This window comes from Nitrospirota bacterium, from assembly GCA_016178585.1.
Taxonomy (GTDB): domain Bacteria; phylum Nitrospirota; class Nitrospiria; order JACQBW01; family JACQBW01; genus JACOTA01.
On record JACOTA010000021.1, the window covers coordinates 13,897 to 27,605 of the forward strand.

Consider the following 13,709-nt stretch of genomic DNA (forward strand, 5'->3'; position numbering starts at 1 on the left):
GTATGAGTAACGAACAAGACCTGATTGAATTGAAACATCCTAATATCGAGAACCGCTTAAGGGCGATTGAACATTTGGGTCAGGAAGGGGCAAAAGGTTCTTTAAACCAGGTTATCGAGTGTTTACAATCCCCTGAATGGAGAATTCGAAAAGAGGCCGTGCATGGCATTTGCCAATTTCCGCCCGATAGAGACCTGTTTGAGCCCTTAATTGAGGCGTTAAAGAAATCCACCGATCCAGGGGAAAAAAACAGCCTCGTGGAAATCTTTGTTGAATTCGGACCTAAAGCAGTGGCCCCCTTAATGACCCATTTTCAGGAAATGACTCCGGACGTCAAGAAACTCTGTCTTGACATTTTCGGGGACATTGGGAGCCGGGATGCTTCCTACCTTGTGATTCGGTGCCTTAAAGACGAAAATCCCAATATTCAGATCGCAGCGATTGAAGCCCTGGGTAAACTGAAGGAAAATCGGGGCGTCGATGACCTGGTGGGTTTTCTTTCCCATGAGGATCATCTGCTTAGCTTCGCCGCAATCAAGTCGCTGGAACAAATTGGGGATACGAGATCTGTGGAGCCTCTGATTCGGCTTTTAGGCAAAAATTTTTTGGAAAGGGCGGCTCTCAAGGCCCTTGGACAGCTGGGTGATATTTCTGCCTTAAACCCGATTGTTAATTCCCTTCAGGGGGGTTCTCAAAAGGTAAAAAAATCGGCTATCGAAGCTCTGATGGATCTCCAGGAACAGATGGTTCAGCAAAATGAGATTAAGATCATCGGTCGGTTGAGAGAAATATACAACAAAAATATCATGTTATTCCTTTTAGAGATCTTAAAGAACCCTGAAGAGGAGGCTCAGGTTATCCGTGGAACGATCCGGATTTTGGGGTGGATGGGCGAACTCATGAGCATCACGGCCCTGGTTCCGTTTATGGAGGGAATGCATAAGGAAGAGGCGATTCAAGCCATTATTCGAATGAAAAGAGGGGGAGTCGATACTCTGGTGTCGTTGCTTCCCAAGGTCGAGGGCGCGACGCGCGAGGGCGTCATTAAGTGCCTTGGGGAAATGGGCGACCGAAAAGCGGTTAACCCTCTTTTAAAATTAGCCACAGACCCCGTGGGACATGTCAGGCAAAGCCTGGCTGTGACGCTGGGAAAACTTGGAGACGTCGCGGCGACAAAGGTTCTGATTCAGTTGATGGACGATCCCTATCAAAATGTTCAGGAAGCGGCAGTTCAAGCGTTGCGTAAGTTTAAAGACCTGGGTTTGATTTCGGAATGCATTCATCTTTTGAATCATGAAAAAATAAATTTTCGGAGGAACAGCATTCGCCTGATCGGTTATTTTAAAGCAAAAGAAGCCGTTCCTCAACTGGCCCTGTCTCTCAAGGATCAGGATCCCGTCATCAGAAAAGAAACCCTTCTCGCGCTAAAAAATATGGAGAATTTAAATATTAAAGAATGGGTAACCTATGCGTTGGCGGATGAATCTCCGGAGGTCCGTTTGTCCGCCCTTTCCTGTTTTGAGGGCCATTCTGAAATTCAGCTTGCCCCTTTCGTGGATATCCTGAAAAAAGACGAATCCATCTGGGTCAGGTCTTCTCTTGCCAGGCTTCTAGGCGGGGCGAAAGTAGAATCCGCTTTAAAAGTGTTAGTCGAATTGCTTAATGATCCGGTTGGGCTTGTGCAAATCGGAGCCATCGAAACGATGTCGCATTTCCATGACCCTCAATTAAACCTCCTTCTGGTCGAAAAGTTAAAAAGCGAGGATTCCGAAGTCCAAAGCGCGGCCCTTGCGGCCCTGGGGGAAATGGGTGATCCTTCTTTAGGGGGGTTGCTGGAGGGGTTTTTGGGCCACGAGAGTTGGAATCTGAGAGCTGCCGCTGTAAGATCGATTGGAAAAATAAAATACAGATCGGCTTTTCAGAGAATCGAAAAAATGTCCATGGACGATCCGGACAAGTTAGTCAGAAAGTCGGCTCAATATGCAATGGAAATGATTCTCGGGTAATTAAAGAATGTTTACGCCGCTGGAATTACATGAATCGGATCAGAAAATTATTTTTTCTGATGACACCTTTAGACTTTTTCAGGACCTGATGCGTCAAAAAGCGGGGATCATCCTGGATGATAAGGGCAAGGAATTTGTCCGGTCAAGATTAAGAGATTCTGTTATCAAAAAAGAGTTTTCTGATTTTAAGGATTTTTATTATTATTTAAAATATGACAAAAATAGGGAAACCGAGCTTTTCAACGTGGTCGATTTATTAACGATCCATGAAACGTACTTTTTCAGGGAGACGCTTCAACTGGAAGCTTTTTCTGATGAGGTTATTTCGGAAATCATGGCTCGGAATAAATCCCATAAATCGATACGGATTTGGTCTGCCGGGTGTTCAACGGGAGAAGAAGCGTATACCCTCTCCATGCTGATTTTGGAAAAACCGGAGCTTAGAGACTGGCGTTGTGAAATCTTTGGAACGGATATTTCTCCTCCCGTTCTACACTGTGCCCGGAAGGGGATTTATACTCAGAACTCCTTTAGAGGAATGCCGGATCAATTTCTTGAGAAATATTTCACTAAAGAAGATAAGGGATACCAAATAAAGGCCCCGGTTAAAGAAAAAGTCGTCTTTTTCCATATTAATTTAATTGAACCGGAAAAAATGTTTTTTTTAAATGAAATGGACGTCATTTTTTGCCGCAACGTCATTATCTATTTCAACCTTGACGTGAAAAAAAAAGTAATAGGAACCTTTCATGAGAAACTAAAGCAGAATGGGTTTTTATTTTTAGGCCACTCTGAATCTTTAAGTTATATCACGGCGGACTTTGAATTAAGACATTTTAAAAAGGATATGGTTTATCAAAAACAGTCAGGGAGCCGGTCTTGAAGCCGGGTAAAATAAGGGTGCTCATTATTGATGATTCTCCCTTCGTGCGTCAGTCGATCGCCCGGATGATTTCGGAGACCTCTCATATTGAAGTAGCAGGAACGGTTCCAGGCGGAGTGGAGGCGATGAAATTTCTTGAAAAAGAGAAGCCCGACTTGATTACCCTGGACCTTGAAATGCCCGGCATGAACGGCTTCACTTTTCTGAACTGGTTGATGAAAAACTGTCCGTTGCCGGTCCTGGTGATCAGTTCCCAGAATGAAAGCCAAAATGTATTTAAGGCGCTCGAATTGGGAGCGCTGGAATTTATTTCCAAACCCAGCCAGAGAGCGACTCTTGAATTTTTGAATCTTAAGGAAGAGCTGGTTAAAAAAATAGAAATCATCAGCAAGATTCCGAAAAGCAAAATTCAAAGGCAAGCCACTATTTATTCGGGTGCTCCGTATGACATAAAGGCTGACGTTAAGCAAGATCTTTCCCGCAGGGGGTTGACAAAGGGCACGCGCCCGCGTGATCGACGTGTCACTATCGTGGTCATTGGAGCTTCTACAGGAGGACCGGCCGCGCTTCAGTTAATCGTTTCTTCACTGCCGGACGACCTTCAGATCCCCATCGTGATCGTACAACACATGCCGCCTAATTTCACGAACTCCTTCGCTAAACGGCTTGATTCTTTGAGCAAATTAAGGGTGAAAGAAGCGGAGGAGGGTGATCGGCTGACAGGGGGGCAGATCTACGTTGCGCCCGGGGGAGTGCATTTAATCGCGAAAAGGTCCGGTGATGGAATGATGTTTTACCTCTCCGCGAAAGAAGAAAAAGACCGGTACACGCCATCGATCGATAAGACCATGGTTTCGATTGCCGATCTCTATGGCGATGGGACGCTGGGGATGATATTGACCGGAATGGGAAATGACGGAACCGAAGGAGTAAAAAGAATTAAAGAAAAAGGAGGAATGACCCTGGCTGAATCGGAAGAGACCGCCGTTGTTTACGGGATGCCCAGGGTGCCCGCTCAATTAGGAATGATTGATCAGATCGTTCCCATTACCGAAATGGCAAGCCAGATGATCAGGCTTTGTAAAGCATAAGAGGATATTTAAAAATAGACTATAATGGATAGAAGGAGTGACGACCGTGGAGCATGAAAAGGAAAGCGAAATCTTAAAAAAGGCTGAGGATTTTTTAAAAGTTTTTAGAAAAGGGGAAGAGTTTACCCATGAAGTTCTTATGACCAATGAAAAACTTCGATTCCGGGTGGTTCAACTCGAGGAGGAATGCAAGAATCTCAAAAAAAATATCGACAATGGCGGCGATGCCGTAAAAATGGAGCAAATGATTCACCAGCTTGAAAAGGAAAAGCAAGACCTGTTGAATAAATATAAGGATGTTGAAGCGGAAAACAAGGATTTCGCAAGCCGTTATGTGGAGGTCGAAGAGGAAAATAATAACCTGGCGAATCTGTACGTGGCCAGTTACCAGCTTCATTCCACGCTGGATTATCAAGAGGTTTTGAGAATTGTGCTTGAGGTGTTGTTAAACCTGGTGGGAGCCGCGCGCTGCGCGATTTTGTTGATGGAGGAAGGGACATCGGATATGTTCGTCGTCGCTTCGGAAGGGCTCCACGATATTGACTTTAAAAAGGTTAGATTGGGGGAAGGGGTGATTGGAAAAGTGGGCAAAACGGGTGAATCCCATTTTGTCAATGATTTAACAAAAGTCCCTTCGGATCCTCTGTTCCCCATCGTGTGCATCCCTTTGAAAATCAAGGAGCATATTCTGGGGGTCATTTCTGTTTTTTCACTCCTGGAACAGAAAAAAGAAAAATTGACAAGAATTGATTATGAACTGTTTTCGATGCTGGCAGGACATGCGGCCACGGCAATTTTCAGTTCAAGGCTCTATTCGCAATCGGAAAGAAAACTCTCAACGATCCATGGATTTATCAATCTGCTGAGTGGTCGGACAAAATAAGAAATAAAAAATGGTGTTAGAAAATCATCGAATACCAAGTTTTTTAGATGGATGAATAAGGAAAGGAATTCAATATGAGCTTATATTCGTTTTTGGTTGTCGAGGATTCTCCGACCATGAGACAGCTGGTGACTTTTAGTCTAAAAAGAATCCGTGACGTGAAAATTGTCGAAGCAACGGACGGCGTCGATGCGCTGAAAAAAATGTCAGAAGAAAAATTCAATTTGATCATTGCTGATATTAATATGCCATTGATGGACGGCTTGAAGCTTCTCAGTATTATCCGTAAAGATCCTAATTTTATGTCAATTCCGGTCATTATTGTCACAACGGAAGGGGCTGAGGTGGACAAGGAAAAAGGTTTGAAATTAGGGGCCAATGCTTATTTAACAAAGCCGATTCAAACCAACGCGTTATTGAATAAAGTTAAGGAGCTTCTTCATATTGAAGTATGAAGAAAAAGGGCCGATATCTAACGGCAGCCGATGATCTTTTAACCCAAGAACAGAGTTAGAAAGCTGTCATTGCGAACAAAGTGAAGCAATCTCAAGACTTTACGATAAGATTGCCACGCACCCTTCGGTGCTCGCAATGACATGATTAATAAGTGGGTGCGAAGTCTATCGCTGGTCAATATTTTAAATGAAGTTTGGAATTCTCGTCTTTCCGGGTTCGAATTGCGACCAGGACTGCGATTATGTGATTCGCACCGTTTTAGGGGAAGAAACGAGGCTGATTTGGCATAAAGAAACTTCCGTTGACGGGACCGATGCGCTGATTATCCCGGGCGGCTTTTCCTATGGCGATTATTTACGAACGGGGGCGATTGCGAGGTTTTCTCCGATCATGAAGGCCGTTGAAAGATTTGCCAAAGCCGGAGGGTTGGTTCTGGGAATTTGCAACGGGTTCCAGATCCTTGCCGAGTCCAGGCTTCTTCCGGGTATTTTAATGAGAAATCAATCCTTAAAATATATTTGTCGAAATATTTCGGTTCGGGTCGAAGAGTCGAATACCCCCTTTACGGCCTTATATCGGAAAGGGGAAATCCTGACGATACCCATAGCTCACGCAGAGGGAAATTACACCTGCGATCCGGAGACTTTAAGAGAACTGGAAAAGAACAATCAGGTGATCTTCCGATATTCCGATGACGTGAACCCCAACGGATCGTTGGACAGGATCGCCGGAATCTGCAATTTAAATCGAAATGTGCTGGGCATGATGCCTCACCCCGACCGATCCGCGGAAACGCTTCTGGGGAGTGAAGACGGCAAACGGGTTTTTTTGTCCATGATTGAATATTTAAAACATAATGGCCTCGTAAAAAGTCGTCATTCCCGCGAAAGCGGGAATCTAGGGAATACATAACGACTCGAAAAAACTGGATTCCCGTTTGCACGGGAATGACAGAAAACCGCTTTTTCAGACTTTTTACAAGACCATCAAGACATAAACAAGGTCTAAAAGGTGTTTGTGGAACCTGTGGTTGATGAAAAACTTGCGTTAGAACACGGGTTGACGGTCGAGGAATATCAAAAAATTCTCAGCCTTTTAGGCCGCGTTCCCACTTTTACGGAATTAGGAATTTTTTCGGTGATGTGGAGTGAACATTGCAGTTATAAAAGCTCCCGTTTTCATTTAAAGAAATTTCCTACAAAAGGGGAACGGGTTATTTTTGGACCCGGGGAAAACGCCGGGGTGATTGATATCGGTGACGGGTTAGCGGCTGTTTTTAAAATGGAAAGTCATAATCACCCCTCTTTTATCGAACCCTATCAGGGGGCGGCAACAGGCGTGGGAGGTATTTTAAGGGATGTGTTCACGATGGGCGCCAGACCGGTGGCTCTCTTGAATTCCCTGAGGTTCGGGCCGCTGGCAAAATCCAAAAATCGTCATTTATTTACCGGGGTGGTTTCAGGCATCGCCGGTTATGGCAACTGCATGGGAGTTCCCACGGTCGGCGGCGAAATTTACTTTAACGAAATTTATGATTTAAATCCGCTGGTCAACGTTTTTTGCATCGGGCTGGTGAAAAAAGATCGTATTTTCCTTGGTCAGGCGTCCGGGGTTGGCAATCCCATTATCTACGTCGGCTCGAAAACGGGGCGGGATGGAATCCATGGCGCAAGCCTGCTTGCTTCTTCTGAGTTTAACGACGCCTCGATGGAAAAAAGACCGGCGGTTCAGGTTGGCGATCCTTTTACCGAAAAACTTCTTTTGGAAGCGTGTCTTGAATTAATGTCCAGGGATGTGATTACCGGTATCCAGGATATGGGGGCCGCGGGTTTAACTTCTTCTTCCTGTGAAATGGCGGGAAGGGCTGGAACCGGAATTGAAATGGAGATCTCTGAAGTCCCTCTCCGGGAGCGGGGAATGACGCCCTATGAAATTATGCTTTCGGAGTCGCAGGAGCGAATGTTGCTGGTTGCCCGGCAGGGACGTGAAAAAGAGGTTTTAGACATTTTTGAAAAATGGGATCTTGATGCCGCTGTCATCGGGAAGGTCACCGCGGACGGACAGTTTCGGATTAAAGAAAAAGACCGGGTGGTGGCCGAGATTCCGATCGAAGCCCTGGTGGATAAAGCGCCCGTTTATGAACGTCCTTTCGGACTTCCTCCCTATCAACAGACCCTGCAAACCTTGCAAACCGACCTGTTCCCCGTTCCAAAAGATTTTAATGCCGTTTTAAAGACGATGCTCTCCTCTCCAACGATTGCCAGCAAGGAATGGGTTTACGACCAATTTGATCATATGGTTCAAACGAACGTCGTCATTAAACCCGGGGGAGACGCCGCGGTCATCCGGGTCAAAGGGACCCAAAAAGGCCTCGCTCTGTCGGTAGGAGGAAACGGGCTTTACTCTTTGTTGAATCCTTATACCGGAGGGGCGATCGCGGTCGCCGAGGTCTGTCGAAATCTGGTTTGCACCGGCGCCAAGCCCCTTGCGATTACCGACTGCCTGAATTTTGGGAACCCGGAACGTCCGGATATTATGTGGCAATTCGTCATGGCCGTTGAGGGCATTTCCGATGCCTGTAAAAAGTTTTCAATTCCCGTGGTGAGCGGCAACGTCAGTTTCTATAATGAGACCAAAGGGGCAGCCATTTATCCAACCCCGACCATCGGTGCGGTGGGATTGATTGAAGACATCAAAAAACGGATGACCTCCTATTTCAAAGCGGAGGGGGACATCATTATTTTATTGGGAAAGACGAAAGAAGAACTTGGCGGGACGGAGTATATGAAGCGGATTCATCACCAGGAACGGGGTTTTCCTCCGGAACTCCATTTGGAAACCGAATGGGCAGTCGATTCCCTTTGCCTGGATTTGATCGGGGAAGGTTTGGTCCAATCCGCGCATGATTTATCAGAAGGGGGGCTGGCGGTGGCATTGGCGGAGTCGTGTATCGCCTCTCCCAGCCCGAAGGGAGCGGAAATTCAGTTGCAAGACTCTGGTATTCGTTCTGATGCCCTTTTATTTGGAGAATCCCAATCACGGATTTTAATTTCCGCAAAACCCGGACAGGTCGGGGATGTGGAAAAAAAGGCCCGAAAATACCAGGTCTCTTTCGAAAAGATAGGGGTGGTGAGGGGAGAACGTTTATTGATTAATTCTTATCTATCGCTCCCTTTATATGATTTAATAGAGGTCTGGAAGGATGCTATTCCCGGACAGCTGGAAAACGGATGAAACCTTTGTTTGACAAACTCCATGAAGAATGCGCGGTTTTCGGAATTTTCGGTCATCCGGAAGCCGCAAAGATGACCTATTTGGGACTTTACGCCCTCCAGCATCGCGGCCAGGAAGGGTCCGGAATCGTGTCGTCTAACGGCAAGGATTTTCATATCGAAAAAGGAACGGGTTTGGTGGCGGATATTTTTACGGAAAGTCGTCTGGGCAAACTGGCCGGGACGAGGGCCATCGGACATAACCGGTATTCGACCTACGGAGAAAATACCTTAAAAAACGTTCAACCCTTAATGGTAAATTTTGCCCTCGGGACCCTGGCGCTGGCGCATAACGGGAATTTAACGAACGCGCATGTCCTGAGGGATGAACTGGAAGCTTATGGCGCGATTTTTCAGTCAACGGTAGACAGTGAGGTGATTGTCCATCTTATCGCTCATTCGAAAGGGGACACCTTAATTCATCGAATTACCGATGCGCTGAGCCGTGTTTCAGGGGCCTATTCGCTCGTCTTTCTGTCTGAGGAAGGGCTGGTTGGAGTTCGAGATTCGTACGGCGTTCGGCCCCTCGTCCTCGGACGTTTAAAAGATAGTTATGTATTGGCCTCCGAGACCTCAGCCTTTGACTTAATTGAGGCCGAATACATCAGGGAAATCGCGCCGGGAGAAATGGTCCTCATCAATGACAAAGGGGTAACTTCCTATACGCCCTTTAGTCAAACCCCTCATGCGTTTTGTATCTTTGAACATGTTTATTTTGCGAAACCGGATAGTTTGATTTTCGGCGAAAATGTATATTCGGTCCGAAAACGACTCGGTTTTGAGCTGGCCCGGGAAGCAGCGGTTCAGGCGGACGTCGTCATTCCAGTGCCTGATTCCGGAACTTCCGCGGCGCTGGGGTATTCTCTCGGTTCCGGGATTCCCTATGAATATGGTCTGATCCGTAATCACTACGTGGGCCGGACGTTTATTGAGCCCGAGCAGACCATTCGCCATTTCGGAGTCAAAGTTAAGTTAAACGTGGTCAGGGAGGTTCTAAATGGAAAAAGGGTGATTGTCATCGACGATTCCCTTGTCCGGGGAACGACGAGCATGAAGATCGTTAAGATGATTCGCGACGCCGGCGCCAGGGAGGTTCATATGCGAATTAGTTCCCCGGCGATCCTTTCGCCCTGTTTTTACGGGATAAACACGCCGACCAAGAAGGAACTTATCGCTTCAGACCACTCTAAAGAGGCTATTCGCAAATTTATTACGGCTGATAGTTTGGCCTATTTAAGCATGGAAGGAATGCTTAAATCGATAAAAGCTTACCACCCGTCTGAATTCTGTACGGCCTGTTTTACAGGGAATTACCCGATTCCTTTTCCCGTCAATCACCGGGATCAACTCTCTTTATTTGAAATGAAATAACCTTGAACAGCTAAACCATGCCGTGAACGTAAACCCGATTCCCGCCGTCGACCCGGGCTTTTTCCAGCAGGTGAAGCGCCTGGCTGTTTAACTCGCTCGCGTCAGTTCCATGGGTTGGAAAACACGCCCCTCCCACGCTGATGGTTCTCCTTTGTTTTTCCGCGGGAGCTTCGTCCGTAAAGGAATAATTTAGAATTCTTCCCCGAATTCTTTCGGCGATAGTTTGAGTGGGTTTAGTTTCTGCCTGAAGTAGGGCGGAAAAGCGTTTTTTTTCTATTTTACCGACAATATCCACTTCTCTAATTTCATTCAAAATGAGTTTAGCAACCATATTGATTGTGTCGTCGGGATCGTCTTCCTGGTCCAGCTCAATAAATAATAATGAAAAAAAATAGGAATACCGGGTTGCTCTTTTGACCTCAAGATCTAAAAGATAATAAAAAAGCTCATGATTGACGATGGTCGTAAAAGATCCTGACATAGCTTTTTCCCTCCTTCCCTTTGGATTAACTTTATTAGCCTAGAAAGAACCTCTCAAACGAAATCATTCAGTTCATATTTCTTTATTTTGTATAATAAAGCCTTGTAACTAATCTGAAGTAATTGCGCGGCTTTTTTTCGATTCCAATGTGTTTGATTTAAAATCGTCTCGATGAGGTCTTTTTCGGCTTTACCGGCGGCCTCCTTTCCCACTTCTTTTAAGGAATAACCGACTGCTTTTTCAGAATCAATGACCGGCAGAGCCGGAGGCGGAACGGCTTCTGGAACAGAGGTGAAAGACCTGTTTTCCTGAGGCATTCTTTCATTCAGTTTTTGAAGAATAATATCTTCATTTTCCAGAACAACCATTCTTTTAACGGTATTTTCCATTTCACGAATATTTCCCGGCCAATCATAGTCCTGAAAGAGTTTTAACGTTTGATCGGAAAGAGGGTGTTGTTTTTTGTTGTATTGCTGAATATATTTGTTAAAAAAGAATTCGGCCAAAAAAGGAATTTCTTCTTTTCTTTCCCTCAGCGGAGGGAGATGAATCGTCACCACATTTAACCGGTAAAAGAGATCTTCCCTGAACGATCCATTTTCGACGGCTTTTTCAAGATGCTTATTGGTTGCAGTGATGACCCTGGCGTCGACCTTGACATCACTTTCTCCGCCAATTCTTGAAAATTCTCCATCTTGCAAAACTTGCAGGAGCTTGGCCTGGAGCGTCGGGTGGATTTCGCCAATTTCATCGAGAAAGATCGTTCCATGATTTGCAAATTCAAATTTCCCGGGTTTTCTTCGATGAGCTCCCGTGAAAGCTCCTTTTTCATACCCAAACAATTCACTTTCCAGCAGGCCCTCGGGTAGTGCCGCGCACAAAACCTTCACGAAAGGCTTTTCTCTTCTTAGGGAACGGGCGTGAATCGTTCTTGAAACAAGTTCCTTCCCCGTTCCGCTTTCCCCCCTGACCAGGACGGTTATGTTGGTTTCAGCCACCTGATTCATAATCGTCAGAACATCCTTCATTTTTTTGCTGTGAGACAAAAGATGGGCATAATCGTTAAACCCGCGAAAATCCTCCTTGATGATTTCGGGCTGAAGAGAAAGTTCCGGATCGAGAATGATCTTTTTTTGATGGCCCAGCCGATGAATCTTTTCTTCTAAAAGTAAAATCTCTCCTGGTATTTTAAGAAAATCAATCCCTTCCAGATGCTTATACTCTTTTTCTAACCCTAAAATTTGACCGGAAGATGCAACCAGTAAAAAAGGGAGGTCCGGGTAGAGGGATCTTGCCTTCGTAAAGGTTTCAACCCATTTTTCGGAAAGAAAAATAGATTCAGCCACAACCAGTGACGAAGGATTTAATGCCACGTTTCTTAAAAGATCTGCGTCGTCAATGACCTTTACAAAAGTTGGAAAAGCGCTTCTTAAAAGGAATTCAACCCCGGTGTGTTGATTTTTTGACCATAGAATAACCTTTTTGTTCATTCGACATACCTAATTTAAAAGCAAAAGTTATACCACTAAAACCATTGCGTGCGGAAACTGGCACCGATTAATCTGAAAACTTTAAATTCGTTTTTTCTAAAATGTCTCAGAAATAAGAAAAAAGACGACCTTAATGCCAAAAAAATCAGCATGTGAATAAAAAAATGTAAAGTTTAAGATCAATTGGATAATCTTTTTCACTAGAAACACGGGATGATAAGTGAAAATATTTTCTCACTTTTTTCTTTAAAGGTAGCTTTATTTAATGTTTTTGTCAAGAATTTAAGAAAAATTGGGAAAGATCCGACTAAATTTTTCTATAAAACCCCATAAGGTGTTACTTTAATATAAAAGTTCTCCTTTTTTTGCTTTAAACGGACAAAAAAAAGGATATAGGGTCTATCCGAATCCGTTTTTTGACTTTTGGTTTATAAAGAGAGAGGAAGGCCTGGCAAATCCAATCATGCCAGGCCTAAGATTTAGTTTGGAGGTATAAAGATAAACTTAACTGTCATGAAGAAAAAAATCAGGGATGCTGTTCGACCCAGATTTCTCCCTGCGGAGTGGTTTCTTTTTTCCAGATGGGGGTAATTCGCTTTAACTCATCAATGCACCAGGAACAGGCACGAAAAGCGTCTTTTCGGTGCTCGGCTCCCACAACAATGTGAACGATTTGTTCGCCAATATTGATTTTTCCAACCCGGTGAACAATGCTAACCTCAATAATGTCATAATCTTTTAAAGCCCTTTCCCTGATTTCGGCCAATTTTTTTTCAGCCATTCCGGGATAATATTCAAAATCTATTTGATGGATATCTCTTCCTTGAGAAAAATCCCTGGCAGTTCCCAAAAAGGTGACAATCCCACCGATGCGTTTTGAACTCTCTTTAACCCTTCTGACATCCTCTTCGACTGAAAAATCCTGTTCCTGAACCCTAATCCATCCTGCTTTTGTATTCTGCATGTGATTAACTCCTTCATATTGATTAAAAGAAGTGTCATTGCGAGGAGGTTTTAACGACGACGCAATCCCGATAATAAAGATTGCTTCGCTACGCTCGGCAATGACATCTTGTAAATCATCCCCCTGCGAAAGGAGGGAGCATGGCGATTTCATCTCCGTTTTGGACGATGGTGTTTTCATCAGCCATTTCCTGGTTGATCGATATCAGAGAGCGCCCTTCCTTAATAATTTCTCTAATTTTTGGGACATCTTTTTCGATCTGATTTAAAACATCCCTTAACGTGGTGGGTCCATTAATCGGCAGTTCGATGAATTCCTTCCCCACCAGTTTTTTCATCACTGCGAAAAACTTTACACTAACCATTTGTTTTATCCCTGGGTTTATTTTGTTAATTTATACCGTAAATCCCTTCATTTTGTCAAGTTAACTCTGTACCCCCAAGACCAGCGATAGAAAGTTGTCATTGCGAGCGAAGCGAAGCAATCTCGCCATCGTGAACCGAGATCGCCACGCACCCTGCGGGCGCTCGCGATGACAGGCAAAACAAGGAGTTACAAATCCTATCTCTAATGGGTGTACCCGCCCTCCTCGCAATGACACCCCTAGTCTTTATGATAATCCAAACACATCTAATTTAGGATAAATTTTTCCCTTTTATCCCTTAAAAATACCTAGTGTAGTGTCCAACAAATAACTGGACAACTAAACGCGGATCGGTTAAACTGGAACGATGCCACAATCCACCGTAGCCCTCCAGCTTAAAGAAGGCGAAGAACGGCAACTGCGCCAGTGGGTGTCGGCCTTCGGTACG

General features: G+C 44.8%; 12 protein-coding genes. 8 read left to right on the forward strand and 4 right to left on the reverse strand.

Translation table 11 applies throughout. The features are described 5' to 3' along the window. The first annotated feature begins 2 nt into the window (after positions 1-2). The 8 genes from HYR79_04065 to HYR79_04100 all read left to right on the forward strand — a co-directional run bounded on the left by HYR79_04065 (position 3) and on the right by HYR79_04100 (position 9,962). Positions 3-2,006 (forward strand): HEAT repeat domain-containing protein, encoded by a 2,004-nt coding sequence (locus HYR79_04065; GenBank protein MBI1820865.1) that lies wholly within the window; start codon positions 3-5, stop codon positions 2,004-2,006. 7 nt (positions 2,007-2,013) lie between these two features. After that, positions 2,014-2,889 (forward strand): protein-glutamate O-methyltransferase CheR, encoded by an 876-nt coding sequence (locus HYR79_04070; protein MBI1820866.1) that lies wholly within the window; start codon positions 2,014-2,016, stop codon positions 2,887-2,889. Continuing rightward, complete coding sequence (locus HYR79_04075) at positions 2,886-3,980, forward strand: chemotaxis response regulator protein-glutamate methylesterase (GenBank protein MBI1820867.1); 1,095 nt, start codon at positions 2,886-2,888, stop codon at positions 3,978-3,980. Before HYR79_04070 ends, HYR79_04075 begins: the two co-directional genes overlap by 4 nt. A gap of 139 nt (positions 3,981-4,119) precedes the next feature. Continuing rightward, positions 4,120-4,863 carry a GAF domain-containing protein gene (locus HYR79_04080; GenBank protein MBI1820868.1) on the forward strand — a complete coding sequence of 248 codons (744 nt, stop codon included), beginning with the start codon at positions 4,120-4,122 and terminating at the stop codon, positions 4,861-4,863. A gap of 74 nt (positions 4,864-4,937) precedes the next feature. Further along, positions 4,938-5,318 (forward strand): response regulator, encoded by a 381-nt coding sequence (locus HYR79_04085; protein MBI1820869.1) that lies wholly within the window; start codon positions 4,938-4,940, stop codon positions 5,316-5,318. A gap of 187 nt (positions 5,319-5,505) precedes the next feature. Beyond that, positions 5,506-6,231 carry a phosphoribosylformylglycinamidine synthase subunit PurQ gene (purQ, locus tag HYR79_04090; protein ID MBI1820870.1) on the forward strand — a complete coding sequence of 242 codons (726 nt, stop codon included), beginning with the start codon at positions 5,506-5,508 and terminating at the stop codon, positions 6,229-6,231. A gap of 99 nt (positions 6,232-6,330) precedes the next feature. Continuing rightward, positions 6,331-8,553, forward strand: coding sequence for a phosphoribosylformylglycinamidine synthase subunit PurL (gene purL / locus HYR79_04095; protein MBI1820871.1), 2,223 nt, complete (start codon positions 6,331-6,333; stop codon positions 8,551-8,553). Continuing rightward, positions 8,550-9,962, forward strand: a complete 1,413-nt coding sequence (locus HYR79_04100) for an amidophosphoribosyltransferase (GenBank protein MBI1820872.1) — start codon at positions 8,550-8,552, stop codon at positions 9,960-9,962. Before purL ends, HYR79_04100 begins: the two co-directional genes overlap by 4 nt. Positions 9,963-9,972: 10 nt before the next feature. Here the strand turns inward: HYR79_04100 and HYR79_04105 are convergent, their stop codons facing one another. The 4 genes from HYR79_04105 to HYR79_04120 all read right to left on the reverse strand — a co-directional run bounded on the left by HYR79_04105 (position 9,973) and on the right by HYR79_04120 (position 13,261). After that, positions 9,973-10,443 carry a diguanylate cyclase gene (locus HYR79_04105; protein MBI1820873.1) on the reverse strand — a complete coding sequence of 157 codons (471 nt, stop codon included), beginning with the start codon at positions 10,441-10,443 and terminating at the stop codon, positions 9,973-9,975. A gap of 53 nt (positions 10,444-10,496) precedes the next feature. Further along, the gene (locus HYR79_04110) at positions 10,497-11,933 is read right to left on the reverse strand and encodes a sigma-54-dependent Fis family transcriptional regulator (protein ID MBI1820874.1); all 1,437 of its coding nucleotides are present in this window, start codon (positions 11,931-11,933) and stop codon (positions 10,497-10,499) included. A 526-nt stretch (positions 11,934-12,459) separates the two neighbouring features. Next, complete coding sequence (locus tag HYR79_04115; GenBank protein ID MBI1820875.1) at positions 12,460-12,897, reverse strand: molybdenum cofactor biosynthesis protein MoaE; 438 nt, start codon at positions 12,895-12,897, stop codon at positions 12,460-12,462. Positions 12,898-13,012: 115 nt separating this feature from the next. Continuing rightward, positions 13,013-13,261, reverse strand: coding sequence for a MoaD/ThiS family protein (locus tag HYR79_04120; GenBank protein ID MBI1820876.1), 249 nt, complete (start codon positions 13,259-13,261; stop codon positions 13,013-13,015). Between the last annotated feature and the right edge of the window lie 448 nt (positions 13,262-13,709).

Bases quoted from the DNA above. Each gene is read 5' to 3' on its own strand.
- HYR79_04065 (MBI1820865.1), top strand. From the start codon at position 3: ATGAGTAACGAACAAGACCTGATTGAATTGAAACATCCTAATATCGAG.
- HYR79_04070 (MBI1820866.1), top strand. From the start codon at position 2,014: ATGTTTACGCCGCTGGAATTACATGAATCGGATCAGAAAATTATTTTT.
- HYR79_04080 (MBI1820868.1), top strand. From the start codon at position 4,120: ATGACCAATGAAAAACTTCGATTCCGGGTGGTTCAACTCGAGGAGGAA.
- HYR79_04085 (MBI1820869.1), top strand. From the start codon at position 4,938: ATGAGCTTATATTCGTTTTTGGTTGTCGAGGATTCTCCGACCATGAGA.
- purQ (MBI1820870.1), top strand. From the start codon at position 5,506: ATGAAGTTTGGAATTCTCGTCTTTCCGGGTTCGAATTGCGACCAGGAC.
- HYR79_04100 (MBI1820872.1), top strand. From the start codon at position 8,550: ATGAAACCTTTGTTTGACAAACTCCATGAAGAATGCGCGGTTTTCGGA.
- HYR79_04105 (MBI1820873.1), bottom strand. From the start codon at position 10,443: ATGTCAGGATCTTTTACGACCATCGTCAATCATGAGCTTTTTTATTAT.
- HYR79_04110 (MBI1820874.1), bottom strand. From the start codon at position 11,933: ATGAACAAAAAGGTTATTCTATGGTCAAAAAATCAACACACCGGGGTT.
- HYR79_04115 (MBI1820875.1), bottom strand. From the start codon at position 12,897: ATGCAGAATACAAAAGCAGGATGGATTAGGGTTCAGGAACAGGATTTT.
- HYR79_04120 (MBI1820876.1), bottom strand. From the start codon at position 13,261: ATGGTTAGTGTAAAGTTTTTCGCAGTGATGAAAAAACTGGTGGGGAAG.